This is a genomic window from Paraburkholderia silvatlantica, assembly GCF_003096715.1.
In the GTDB taxonomy this organism is placed as follows: Bacteria; Pseudomonadota; Gammaproteobacteria; order Burkholderiales; family Burkholderiaceae; genus Paraburkholderia; species Paraburkholderia silvatlantica.
In genome coordinates this window covers 40,921-53,730 of sequence record NZ_QEOL01000039.1, presented here as the reverse complement: position 1 = coordinate 53,730, position 12,810 = coordinate 40,921, and the positions used below count along the sequence as shown (strand labels likewise).

10 protein-coding genes and 1 pseudogene are annotated in these 12,810 nt (G+C 58.6%); 9 read left to right on the top strand and 2 right to left on the bottom strand.

What is annotated here, in order from left to right:
* Positions 1 to 1,026: 1,026 nt before the first annotated feature.
* Entirely contained in the window at positions 1,027 to 2,493 is a 1,467-nt protein-coding gene (locus C7411_RS34660; RefSeq protein ID WP_110388645.1) for a DUF6538 domain-containing protein, read from the bottom strand.
* 786 nt (positions 2,494 to 3,279) lie between these two features.
* On the opposite strand from C7411_RS34660, the gene C7411_RS34655 reads away from it, so the two are divergent.
* The 5 genes from C7411_RS34655 to C7411_RS34635 all read left to right on the top strand — a co-directional run bounded on the left by C7411_RS34655 (position 3,280) and on the right by C7411_RS34635 (position 7,962).
* Positions 3,280 to 4,290 carry a helix-turn-helix transcriptional regulator gene (locus C7411_RS34655; protein WP_110388644.1) on the top strand — a complete coding sequence of 337 codons (1,011 nt, stop codon included), beginning with the start codon at positions 3,280 to 3,282 and terminating at the stop codon, positions 4,288 to 4,290.
* A 77-nt stretch (positions 4,291 to 4,367) separates the two neighbouring features.
* Positions 4,368 to 4,652, top strand: coding sequence for a hypothetical protein (locus C7411_RS34650; RefSeq protein WP_110388643.1), 285 nt, complete (start codon positions 4,368 to 4,370; stop codon positions 4,650 to 4,652).
* A gap of 107 nt (positions 4,653 to 4,759) precedes the next feature.
* Positions 4,760 to 5,620 (top strand): hypothetical protein, encoded by an 861-nt coding sequence (locus C7411_RS34645; RefSeq protein WP_133253753.1) that lies wholly within the window; start codon positions 4,760 to 4,762, stop codon positions 5,618 to 5,620.
* An 8-nt stretch (positions 5,621 to 5,628) separates the two neighbouring features.
* Positions 5,629 to 7,098: a sulfite exporter TauE/SafE family protein gene (locus tag C7411_RS34640; protein WP_110388641.1), complete on the top strand. Its 1,470-nt coding sequence runs from the start codon at positions 5,629 to 5,631 to the stop codon at positions 7,096 to 7,098.
* Between the two features lie 45 nt (positions 7,099 to 7,143).
* Entirely contained in the window at positions 7,144 to 7,962 is an 819-nt protein-coding gene (locus C7411_RS34635) for a hypothetical protein (protein WP_110388640.1), read from the top strand.
* Here C7411_RS34635 and C7411_RS34630 read toward each other — a convergent pair.
* Positions 7,959 to 8,508, bottom strand: a pseudogene (locus C7411_RS34630) (IS3 family transposase); the annotation flags it as partial. The gene C7411_RS34635 and the pseudogene C7411_RS34630 sit on opposite strands and share 4 nt — an antisense overlap.
* A gap of 638 nt (positions 8,509 to 9,146) precedes the next feature.
* On the opposite strand from C7411_RS34630, the gene C7411_RS34625 reads away from it, so the two are divergent.
* The 4 genes from C7411_RS34625 (at position 9,147) to C7411_RS34610 (ending at position 12,751) form a co-directional block, all read left to right on the top strand.
* Positions 9,147 to 10,376, top strand: coding sequence for a tyrosine-type recombinase/integrase (locus C7411_RS34625; RefSeq protein WP_110388639.1), 1,230 nt, complete (start codon positions 9,147 to 9,149; stop codon positions 10,374 to 10,376).
* A gap of 551 nt (positions 10,377 to 10,927) precedes the next feature.
* Positions 10,928 to 11,143 carry a helix-turn-helix transcriptional regulator gene (locus C7411_RS38510; protein ID WP_243413445.1) on the top strand — a complete coding sequence of 72 codons (216 nt, stop codon included), beginning with the start codon at positions 10,928 to 10,930 and terminating at the stop codon, positions 11,141 to 11,143.
* Positions 11,143 to 11,418, top strand: a complete 276-nt coding sequence (locus C7411_RS34615; RefSeq protein ID WP_110388638.1) for a hypothetical protein — start codon at positions 11,143 to 11,145, stop codon at positions 11,416 to 11,418. Before C7411_RS38510 ends, C7411_RS34615 begins: the two co-directional genes overlap by 1 nt.
* A gap of 157 nt (positions 11,419 to 11,575) precedes the next feature.
* Positions 11,576 to 12,751 (top strand): phage/plasmid replication domain-containing protein, encoded by a 1,176-nt coding sequence (locus C7411_RS34610; protein ID WP_165822959.1) that lies wholly within the window; start codon positions 11,576 to 11,578, stop codon positions 12,749 to 12,751.
* Positions 12,752 to 12,810: the final 59 nt, after the last annotated feature.

Below are 12,810 nucleotides of genomic sequence, written 5' to 3'. Positions count from 1 at the left end.
GCCCGGAATTCCGCAGGGTATGGGGTACGATGCTTGCCCATTTCCGGCACCTCCTTCTCAAAAGAATAGGTGTCCGTTTTTCTGGGTCAATCTCACGGATCAAGATGGGGCCGATGTTGGTGTAACAAAGCGCCCCCTGTTTGACAGGAGGCGTTCGCTTTCGTAGGTTGGGGCTGCGGTTCCCGATGTTGACGCACCCGGAACTGGACTGTGTAGTGTGCGCTACGACAACCCAAATCTTCGGCCCCGGAACACCATCCTACTGGGCCAGGACCGAAGGTCAAGTTTCCCGCCGACACGACCCAGCCCCGATGCACCGACCAGGAGCCGCCGGAGGTCCGAACAAGCACGCGCCGAGGTAACCAATCCCCGGTGTCGACCCACCGCGAAAGCGGCAGGCCCGGCGACCTTGAACCGTATGCGCAGCATACGATCCGCCCCAGCAACGTCTCGTCCCACGGAAGGCACCGGGTATGGCTCAATCTGGCCCGGTTCGTGCGCCCCGGCGGCTCGGCATTGCATGGGTTGGAACGATGAGCGGGAAGCGCCCGGCGACGGCCGGGACATGGTGCACAGTTCCGATGGAGAGGCGCCGCCTGTCATGGGCGGTGGACAGACCCAGCACCAGCGGCGAAACGAGCCGTGAACTGTCCGCAGATGGGGAGCGTTTCTATCCCATCCCCGGTGAGTGGCGGCGTCCCTAGGACGCTGGGCCCGAGTCGGGAAAGCCATCCCATGCCAAACCCTACCCGGGTCAGGCAGGGAGAGGCTTTCCCGGCTTGGGCCGGGGCGGTTCAGCCCCGGGCCTTGCCGGGGCAGGGGCATGGGTATGGCAAACCCCATGATTCACTGGTTGGGCCACCGTCTTAGGGCACAGGCCGGAGGCAACCCGAAGGGAAACCGGCCGAAGGCAACCCGCTAGGGTGACAGGCCACCATGAGAAGGCACGTAACACCTCTCATGATCCCATCCACGCGCGCGCCAGCGCGCACAATGCCCTGAGTCGGAAAACGGGCGCGCGCTGCCTTATCGTGCTTTCCTGGCCGTTTTCGGCCCCTCCAAGGCACCCCGCACAGCCGCCAGATCCAGAGGCCAACGCAGTGTCGGGCCGATCACCTTCAACTGTTCTGCCGGGGTGTAGTCACGGCTGTATGCCGCGTGATGCTCATCGTCCAGATCGTGCCCGACGAACTGAGCCCGGTGTTCCGACGACACGCCACCTGTCTGCATGGCCTGGATCACGGTCTTTCGCAGGGAGTGGAACCCCACCCGACCGATGGCCCCCGGGTCAACCTTGCAGGCGTCCAGGTGTCGTGAGAACGCTTTCGAGAGCCAGTTACCCATGCCGTTCACGCTGCCGACCTTCACGTCCGGGAAGAACCGGGTCTCACCTGCCGCCCGCAACGTGCTCACACGGTCCATTACCCCTAACCTCAACAGGTCAGGATGCAACGGCAACGTCCGAATGCTGGCGTCGTTTTTCAGGCTCTGCCCGTCGCCCTCGTCGGTGATTCGCACGCAAGGCACACCCCCAATGTCGATGAAGTCGTCCAGGGTCAACTGGCCCACCTCCGCTACACGCGCGCCGGTGTAAAGGCCCAACACAGCCCCCCAGCGGGCCGCTTCGGACAGGTTCGCGCTCAGTGCCTCGGGCGAATACAACATCTTGACCTGATCGACCGTGAACGCCTTGAACCCATGCTTGCGCCGTTGCCGTTTTTCACGGTGCGAATAGGTCAACTGCCCCTTTGCCGGGTTGTCGCTGTTCGTGAAATGCCCGGCCCCCTTCGCCCATTCAAAAAAGCCGTTCAGGTAGGACAGTTTGTTGAGGATCGTCGGCGTGGACAGTCCCTCGTTGCGCAGCGCTTGCACCCACCCCGCCACGTCGGGGCGGTAAACGTCGTTGATCGACTTGGTAGCCCCTACGTGCCCCACGAAGGACGTCAACGCAGCCCGCTTGATCGTGAGCGTCTTGCGGAGCGTGCTGGGCGTGAGGAACTGGACCCACTCATTGGCGGCGCGCGCAACGCTCAAACTGGGGCGTGTCGGTTGTTCTGGGGGCGCGGCGGGCGTAGGGGCAGGAGCCACACGAGAGGCCGTCAACAGACGTAACGCCTCCATCGCACGCGCATGGTCTTCCGCGCCCTCGGCCTTGACCGAGAAACCACCGCCAGGGCTGCTGTTGATTTCGTAGGGACGCGTGGTCGACGTGTCGAGATTCAACAGGTCGTTCAATGTTGGTTTTGGCATGGTCCCAGAGCGCAAGACTATGAAGATCGCATGATACCGCGCGGTCAACACGTAGGCCCACGCCTGGGCGGTGCGGGGGCAGCGCGTGCGCAACGATCGCTTGACGACTTTGAGCCCGGCAGCGGCGTGCAGGTCCGGCGGGATACGAAGGCGGAAATGAAACACGCCCGAAGAGTGTCGGACGAGATTGTGAGGCAGGCGCATGGCTTGAATGGTCCAAGCCAGGGTCCAACTTTGCGCCACTCACTGACTTCCTGCAAACCCTTATGCAGCAAGCCTTAGAGGCATTCTGGCGGAGAGAGGGGATTCGGCACACCCGGCCGGCGGCACGCGCATAAACCACTAGATTTTCAACGATTTTTCTGCCTGGATCCCGTGCCAGAAGCAACCAGGAACCCCGACCGTGCAACCGTTCATCTCACCCTTACGACCCAACGGCCGCAGCGTGCGCTTTCGATACCCAAGGCGCAGTAACCAGCCGTGGAGTACAGGAAATATATCCAGGTCCTGCGATGACGAAGCACAGGCGCGCAAAGGACAACACGATGAGCGTCGTGTAGCGGGCAGCCGTTACCTTGACGAGCTGGTCCCACAGGGACCGTTCCGAGGTTTCCGCGAAGGGGGCAGGATACGAATTCGGATGCTGCACGGTCAGAAGTCAAGTTCGCGCGGGATTTGCCGATAGATATCGTGTAACCGCAACTGCTCCGACAATTTTAGATGAATAGCGCTTCTCGAATCCGCCTTTCGAATGGCTTTCCTTTGAGCATGCCGTTCAAGTGCGCGAGCTGGTCGCCGTCGTTCAGGTCCCCGGCAGGCAGGCCGTTCACTCCCTCGATGAGGTCATTCGGATAGGCTGATATCACCAACCGCCAGTCCGGCTTTGTGCAACATCTCTGATGGAAAGCATGGTGATTTTCGTGGTTCCGTCAGCACGACCGGGTCTCGTATTCGGTCTCCGTGCAAGAGGCATCAAAGGTCAGCGCAGCGGATAAATCAACAAGCAAATAGTTTTTTATCAGATTTGTCATGGCCACGCGCCCCGATACGCTGAATACAACCATCCTCGCGATAGAGCTACTACGACGTATTCCGAGAAACCGAAAGGTCACGGCAGCCGAACTGCACGACCAGTTGCAGCACGCAGGGCATGGCCGGGACCTACGGACTATCCAGCGTCAGTTGGAAATGCTGTGCGAGCATTTCGACATTGAATGCGACGACCGGAGCAAGCCCTATGGATATTGCTGGAAGGCCCAATCGGGAGGGCTGTCCTTACCCGTGCTCAGCGAGCAGGAGTCGCTGCTACTGTTGTTGGCAGAGCAGCATCTGAATCATCTTCTGCCCGCTGGCGTCATGAAGTCCATGGATGGCTTTTTCGAGCAGGCCAGAAGGAACTTCGGGCCCACGGTTGCCGAAAGGCCCAGCCAGCAGTGGCTAAAGAAAATACGTGTCGTCAGTCCGACTCAGCCAACCCTGCCGCCAAAAATCGAAGATGGCGTGTTCGATGCTGTGAGCAATGCGCTCTACGCGAATCTCTGGCTCGAGCTCGAGTATCGAAACGCAGTCGGCAAATCGAAGTCAGCCGAGGTAATGCCTCTCGGACTGGCTCAGCAAGGTGTTCGTCTTTACCTAGTTTGCCGCTACAAGGGCTACGCCGAGGAGCGCATTCTCGCTTTGCATCGAATCATCACGGCCTGCGTGACCACACGCTCCTTCGAGCGGCCGACCGATTTCAACCTGGAAGAGTACGAGGCCGATGGCAAATTTGGCTTCGGCAGCGGGAAGCGAGTTCGGCTGAGTTTCTGCATCGAACGGGAGACCGCTCTTCAATTGCTCGAGTCTCCACTAACGCCGGAGCAGAAGGTTGTTACCTTTGACGACAGACTGGAAGTAAGCGCTGTGGTCGTGGAAACCGTGCAACTGCATCGCTGGCTGCTTGGGTTTGGCGACAAGGTTTGGGGCGTCAAGCTTGAGAGCCTCGATGACGAACCGACCGAAGACGGTGCGTTGGCGGCGTTGCGACACATCTTGTCGTAGGTCCGAATATGATTTACCCGTGGTTAGCCGCTGCTGAAGGCATTGGCCGGTTTGAAAGACATACAAAGGGGTTAGCTATGGGTAAGCTGATTATTTTTCTGATTTTTGCTTTCATGGCATATGCCGTATTGAAGCAGTTGTTAAGGGTGGTACGGTTTTTTGAGCCCAACCAGCGACCGCCAGAGGCGGAAACCGTGGACGTGGCAGCTCGAGAAGTTGCCGCAGCCGGAACAAAGACTGGCCAGGATTGGGCTGATGAGGTGAAGCGCTCGTATGACCTTTTCAAAGCGGGCGTTCTCACGAAAGAAGAGTTTGAACAGGTGAAGGCTCAAGTGCTTGCAAGGGTAGCCGCTAATACTTGAGTCGACAGCTTGAAGTGTCCGCTTTTGTGCTGGCATACGTGCTCAGCGTGATGCCCCGGCCAGACCACCGGGCCCGTTGAGTAAATCAAATGCAAATCGGAGCATCCATGCTTAACCGAGAAGCAGCATCAGCTGCCCGCGAGCAACTTGAGGCGGCTGCCAATGAATACGACCTCCAACAAAGCACGGTTCAGGGGTTTGCCACGGCGCTGTATAACCTGCGCCGTGAAAGCAGCGAGTTGCTGATTGGCGATGTGGAAGCTTACGTCAACAGCCTGGCCTCGACGCCGCAAGAATTTGGCCGCGCGTTTTCTGAGTACAAGGTGGAATATCGCACCTTTGAAGGTGTGGTTAACGAAGTTGACCGTCAACTGCACGACACAACCGTGGCAGGCGGCACGGGGGCTGGGGTAGGCGTAGCCGCAGGTGCCGCAACAGCGGTAATGGGCCCTACTGCAGCTATGGCCATTGCGACGACATTCGGCACGGCGTCAACCGGGACAGCCATCGCCTCGCTGTCAGGAGCTGCCGCGACGAATGCGGCACTCGCCTGGTTGGGAGGCGGAGCGCTCGCAGCGGGTGGCGGAGGGATGTCCGCTGGCTGTGCTTTGCTTGCACTCGCGGGCCCGGTGGGCTGGGGGCTAGCGGGTCTTGCGGTGGCCGGAGGAGGGCTGTTCATGTGGCATAAAAACGGCAAGATTGCCGAAGAAGCCCATGGGAAGCGTTTGACCATTGAGAAGGGTATTGCCTCACTCAAGATTGCGGCTCACGAGATTGATAAGCTCAAGCATCTGACGCACATGCATGCCTTTGGAATGAAGTCGCTGCTAGGCAAGCTCAAGCAATCAGCCCCAACCGACTACGCCCAGTTTTCAACGCAAGAAAAAGAAGCCATCGGGGCGCTCATCAACCATGTGCGCACGCTTTCGTCACTGCTGAACAAGACCATCTTGTCGAACGTGTCGTGAGACCAGCCATGCAAACCAATACCACGTCTCACACGGAGTCGTCCCCCATCTCGGACCAGGCTGCCGGCATCGTGGTTGATGCGGTCAACAGTGCGCGCGCAGCGGCAGAGAATGCGGCATTAGCCGTTCAAGACCACGCTTTTGAAAATGCGATGGGAGCCATGGACGAGGTGCGCAAGTTCCTCGGTGACCCGTCCAGGATTCTGGGGCGCATGGATACGAAGCATGGTGAGGTGGCCGAGCAAGTTGAAGTAGGCGTGCGCCGTGCACGTGACTACCTCGCGCAGGTGACGCCTGGCGCGACGTTCGAAGGCGTTGGCCGTACCGCGCCAATGGACTATCGCATTGACGGCATCGACGTCCAGTCGAAGTTTATCAACGGCGCTAACAATGGCTTGAGCCACGTGTTGGAGCACCTGGACAAATACAAGGACTTCGGCAAGGACGGGTTTTATCACATCCCAAAGGACCAGCACGCCCAGATTCTTGAAGTCCTCAAGGGGAATACCGGCGAGCTCAGCGACAAGACTGTTCGTGCAATTCAGGAAAAGGTTTCGCAAATCGAGCTGCTAAGTGGAAAGCCGTTCGAGGAAGCTGTGCAGCCCTCGGTTTCAACGTATGCCGAGGTACAGCTCGGTAAGGTCGATGAAACCGTTGGACACCACGAACAGGATTTGAAGCAACAGAACGAATCCATCAAGGACCATATTCGCGTTGAGCATGAGGCCTCGTTTGGGGATGGGTTTAAGGCGGCAGGCAGCGCAGCTGCCGTCGGCGCTGCGCTCACTCTGACGACGAAGCTGTGGCAGAAGTATCGGGACGGGAAAAATGTTTTCGCTGGCGACTTTACGGCCGAAGACTGGAAAGAGGTCGGATTGTCTACCGCAAAGGGGGCCGCTGGAGGTGCATTTGCCGGTGCTGCTATCTATGCGCTGACAAACTGTGCCGATATGGCCGCTCCGTTTGCCAGCGCGTTTGTCACGGCGACTAAAGGTATGGCCTCGCTCGCCGCTGACTATCACGCCGGGAAGATTTCTCTCGATGCATTCATTGATAACGGCATGTTCGTGTGTAGCGAGGCAGCCATCGTGGGGTTAGCCACTGCGGCAGGACAGACGCTTATTCCTGTGCCGGTGCTCGGTGCCATCCTGGGTTCGGTTGCGGGCAAGTTTATTGCGGTCACCCTCGGTAGGAAGGCCCGCGAATTCGCGGACCGCCTTGCGGAACGCATGAGCCGCATCGTGTCCGCGCTCGATGAAGAGGTTCGCAAGGTCCTCAAGCTGCTAAATGACGAGTTCGACCGACTTGGCGACCTGACAATTGCTGCATTCGACCTGTCAGTCAACAGGCGCTTGCTGGATACAAGCCTCGCACTCGCGCGCGCACATGGTGTCGACGAGTCGGTGCTACTCAAGAGCGTGGCGGAGGTCGATGCCTTCATGACGGGGCCCTCAACCTCAAAAGTCACGGTCAGATAACCTTAAGCGGCCCACACGCCGCATATCAAGAAATAGGGGATAAAGTTGGATACAGAATTTCTGAAAGACTCGGGAGACCTTGAAGCGCTGCTGCGCGTCGCAGATGTGGACGACCTCGATGTCCTGGTCGACTACCTCACGGATAGCGGAGCGGGACGAATCTCCTTGTCCGAATCCACGCTTAAGCGATTTGAGGCATGTAAGCACGCTCGTCTTTACCCGGCAGTAGACCGCGCCGAGATTGCCAGGGAAATCGTGCTCTTTGGTGGCAATTCGATTGCCAACATTTTCCGTGGCGGCAAGGGCGTGTCATACACAGAGCTGGTCGGCGATGTCGCCAGTCACTTGAAGGTGGCCCATACCAAGGGCGCTAACGCCATGGCAATTGAGACCGCCATTGTCTCGAAGCTATACGACGAGACCTTGAGCAAGATGCCGACGTTCGAGCGAAAGCGATTCATATTTCAGGATTTGATTCATCTGAACAACGAACCCGATATGGGAGATATGCCGGAGTCCCTTTTTAAGGCGCAAGTTGTCGCCAATGGGATGGCTTCAAAAATGCTCGGACGAGGGATTAAGTTGGGGGATTGGGCACCGTATGCATTATTTTTGACGCCCTTCGGTCTACTGGCCAGTGTCTGGAGCGCGGTGGAACTGACCGGCGCGGCCTATCGTGTGACGATGCCGTGTGTCATCCAAATCGCGTATATGCGCCAGAAAGCTCTGTGCGGACCGCTCCCTTGCAAGTGCCGCAAGTGCTCGAAAATCAATGCCCCGGACGCCAAGTTCTGTTCCGAGTGTGGCGATGCGATGCCGCAGGGGCCTGTTGCGTCAACCGCGGTCACAGCCCCTTTCCTTTAAGGGAGCATCACAACGCGTGTCGAATAGATGAAATGGACGCGCCTATGAGGGTTTATCGTTCCTGTGAGGTTCATGAACTGGGTTGGCGACCTGAAGCCGAGCGATGAATGACGACGACTGCGGTTATAAAACACCTCGATATATTCGAACAAGTCCGAGACGGCTTCGCGGTGCGTGCGATACCTCGCGCCATGCACGCGCTCGTTCTTCAGGCTGTTGAAGAAGCTTTCCGTCGGCGCGTTATCCCAGCAACTGCCTTTACGGCTCATCGAGCAGCGCATGCCGTACGAGTTCAGTTTGCGCTGGAAGTCGTGGCTGGCAGTATTGACTGCCCCTATCCGAATGATGCAGCGCGCCGGGCGCGGGCCGGCGGCGGAACCATGCCATCGTCAGCGCGTCGGTCACGAGTTCCGTCGTCATGCGCGGCTTGACGGACCAGCCCACGACCTCCCGGTTGAACAGGTCCAGCGTGACGGCCAGGTACAGCCAACCTTCGTCGGTCCAGATGTACGTGATATCCGAGGTGAACACCTGATTGGGCTCGGCTCGTGCGACGACCACCACATTTCGCGGTCGCCGTTTCTCCATTTGCTCAACCCACGGGCCGGCCATCTCTTCGCCTGATCTAACGTGCGCCGCAGTCAGTACTGCCGCTGCAGCTTCCTGTCGCCACTCGTCGACCTGATCGTAGTCACGGGTTTTCCAATGGCCACCCAGAAGGTCTTGCAGATCCATGAGATCGACGAGGTTCTGGCGTGTGAGGAACACGAGACTCGAACGGTTTGGCTTACTCAGATTTGAAATCCGAGTATGAACCCTAGGCCGCATCGCGTTGCTGACCAGCCGGGACGCCTGGCCGCTTTACGGCGAAGGGGATGGCCAAACTGACGCCCCGAAAACCAGGGCGGTTTCCAGGCACCTTGCCTGATGGTGGGTTCTTTGGCGGGTAGAAATGAAAAACGGGCCGAAAGGCCCGTATTCATTGGTGTCCTGGCGGAGAGAGGGTCCGTCCGCGTTGGATTCATCTGCCTTCATCAAAAATCACATGACATCGCTGAAATCCTTATCCCCATTGGGTTCCGCGAAGACGTTCGGTCATTGGCGTTCACTTGTCGACAACCGAATTTCGCTATAATCAGACTTTATTTTGATAGTCAATTTGATAGTCGAACATGCCGCGAGCAATGAACAGATTGAGCCAACTGGCCGTCACCAAGACAACAGCGCCGGGGTTGTACGGCGACGGTGGCAACCTCTATCTTCAGATCACGGCCGCTGGAGTCAAGTCATGGCTATTCCGGTACATGCGTAACGGTAAGCCGCGCGGCATGGGCCTCGGACCCGTGCACACCGTCGGGCTCGCCGAAGCCCGAGCACTCGCCCTCGATTGCCGCCGTCTGCTGCTCGCTGGAACTGATCCCCTCGACGCCCGCGACGCCGAGCTTGCCGCCCAACGGGTCGCTCAGGCCAACGACGTGTCATTCCAACATTGCGCTGAGAAGTATATTGAGGCACACCGGGCGGGCTGGAAGAACGCAAAGCACGCAGATCAGTGGACCAACACGCTCACCACTTACGCCTACCCGGTCTTCGACTCGCGTCCTGTTTCGGCCGTCGACACTTCACTGGTCATGAGGGTTCTTGAGCCGATCTGGACGACGAAGACCGAAACTGCGTCGCGGCTTCGGGGCCGGATCGAATCGGTGCTCGACTGGGCCACAGTTCGAGGCTATCGCTCTGGCGAAAACCCTGCGCGACTGAGGGGCCATCTGGATACGTTGCTCCCGAAACGCTCCCGCGTGCAGAAAGTTGAGCATCACCCGGCCCTGCCGTATACCGATCTGCCAGCGTTCGTCAAAACGTTGCGCCCGGAAGCAGGCGTCGCCGCGCGAGCCCTCGAGCTTCTCATCTTGACCGCTACCCGAACGAATGAAGTCATCGGCGCGACTTGGCAGGAATTTGATCTGGACGAAGGCATCTGGACCATCCCGGCTGAGCGCATGAAGATGCGCAAGGAGCATCGCGTTCCACTTTCGCCGCGAGCGATTGCTTTGGTTAAGGCTCAGTTGGAGATCAAACAGGGCGACTATGTCTTTTCGGGAGCGCGCAAGGGGAAGCCGCTCTCAAACATGGCGATGCTTCAACTGCTTGAGCGGATGAAGCGCGACGACATTACGGTTCACGGCTTCCGCTCAACGTTCCGGGACTGGGCAGGGGAGACGACTCACTATCCGCGCGAAGTGTGCGAAGCCGCTCTCGCGCACGGCATCAAGGACAAAGCCGAAGCGGCTTACGCGCGCGGCGATCTGTTCGTCAAACGTGCGGCGCTGATGCGGGACTGGGGCAAATACTGCAGCGGCACACCTGCTTCGACTGACAATGTCCAGACATCGGCCGCCGATGAACGTCCGTGACGTCAGCGAAAGCTACGAGGTTGACAGTCGCGATGACGCACATTAGGATTTGCTGCCTAGACCTGACGTAAGAGCGTCTACCACCAATACGTTGCGATTCGGTGCCGTTAGCTGAATTGGAGCGGGTAGATCAACTGCGAAGGGGCCTAGCTAATCGGTGTAGTACCCGCCTCAGCGAAGTTAGCTGATCGCGGAGCCGTCAGTTGAACGCCCGTCACACTGCGTGAGCGGGGTTTGCCTGTATCTGTTTATGTTTGCGCGTCCAAGCGCAGCGCACGCTTTGCATCTGCACAAGCGTGCGTAACAGATTGGGTATACCCGTTCTGCGTCTGGACGTTGCACACGTAAATGTGTGTCAACCCGCTACCAGTACGCAGATGATCTCACAAACAAAGAACCCCACTCAGTCGTCGCTAACTGCACCCCTTTCGGGTTGCGCGGTCGTCGCGACTGCATCGCCGCGGGCGGACCTCGCGGCTCGCCACAACCACGTCGTTTCTGGCGAGCCCACGCGTTCGTCGTCAACCGCCGCACGGCACGCTTCCGCAGCATTGCCTGAAATCGCCAACACGGCGAAAAGCGGCACGCCGGATGTCGATCCCATTTTCCTCGCGCATGAAGTCTGCCAGATGCTCAAGATCGGCAAGACGACGTTGTACAAACTTGGGAAGTCCAAGGAACTGCAATCGTTCCGCGTTACCGCGCGTATTCGCGCCTGGCGGCTCTCGGCAATCCAGGCGTACTTGGCGTCGAAGGAGGCCCAATAATGGAGCGACTGCAAAACCCGACGACGCTCTCGACCAATCCTTCGATTGCGAACGCCGCTACGGTAAGCCTGCCCGGTGAGCAGTTCTCGAATGCGACGTGCGCCGATCCAACCATCCTGATGGTCGGCCCGGAGGACATTGTAAATAGCGTCCAATCGAACTGCACTGCTGACAATTTGTCGCTCCGTCTCGTCATGACGAAGAAGCTGCCGAAGGTGCCCGTCGTCAAATGGCGACTCGGCGTCTGCAGCGTTCCTGTTCGCGTTCGTCTGTAATTACATACCCCCTATGCCCTATATGACATCTTTCTAGATAAATAGGTGTACTAATGGAAAAAATCATGATCAACCCGCAATCTGACAATGCCAAATTGGCATGCAATGCCTGCGCTTGCATCGCGCAATTGCTGGCTCCGTCTCGCGAGTGTGCCCGATGAAGACCCGTCCGAGTCAAATTGTCAACGCGCCGCAGACAACGACCAGCAAGAAGTCCACGCAGACTGGCTTGGCGTTCCGCTCGGCTGATCGTGTGAACTTCGATACGGTCGAGTTCGCGGTTAGCGGCGTCGAGTGGGACGTGTCCGGTCAGAAGCGCAGCCTGGTCAGCAACGGTGATGGCGAAGTCCTTTTCAGCAGCACGAATCGCCTGCCGGTTATCGGAAAATACGGCATGCACAACCTGCACGTTCGTTATAACCCCCTCTCCAAGACACTGAGTGTGGAGGGCTCGCTGTTCGGTTCCATTCTCGGCCAGAACGTCTTCACTTCGCAGCGTCTCGCGAAGGGATTGGCGTGCGTGATCTCGTGCCTCAAGAAGAAGTTGGGTTTCTCGTTCGCCGTTTCGATGCAGGAGTTGATCGACAAACACGTGACGTTGCGTCGTGTCGATCTGGCCGTGAATCTGCAGTTCAAGTCGGGCCGCTTCGTGAAGACGTGCCTGCGGCAGATCGCGCGCCAGCTGGTCGAACAGGATTGCGCAATGAGGAAGGAGTTCACGTCCGTCTACTGGTCGCCTAGAAACGGTCGTTACTACAGCATCATCTTCTACGACAAGGGCGAAGATGTGCGCCGCAAGTCTTTGCCGAAGTCGAAGCGTACGGGCGAGGAGCCGAAGAAGTTCTTCGAAAACCTGCGCGACGAGTGCGGTGGTCTGCTGCGCGTTGAAGTTCGCTTGCAGAGCGCGGAGCTGAAGAAGCAGGGCTTGCAGAACGTCAAGGCGTGGAGCGGTAATGCGCCGCGGGAGATTTTCAACCGCTACTACAAGAATGTGCCGGTGCTCAACGTCGTGTCGTCAGGACTAACTTGCGCCGACTTCGAGGGCGTGCCTGATCGTCTGCGTCCGGTAATCGCGCTGCGCAAGCTGAACGCACCGATGGAAATGATGTATTCGGAGCGCACCATGGCGCGGCACCGTGCGGAGTTCCGCAAGCGCAAGATCGACCTGAAGTCGCCCGCGCGCGAAAAAGCGGTGCCGCTGGCGAAAGTGCTGACGGCTTCGCGCATCAAGCCGACGCCACCGTCGCTGGTCGACGCACGGTTCGCACCGCTGCCTGATGCGGTCAGCGATCCGCCGCGCCCCGTGAAGGGTCGTGTGTCCCGGACTACGTAGCGCGTCGCCGAACGATCGTAGCGCAAACCCTAACCGTGGCCCGCGTTCCAGGTAAAGCG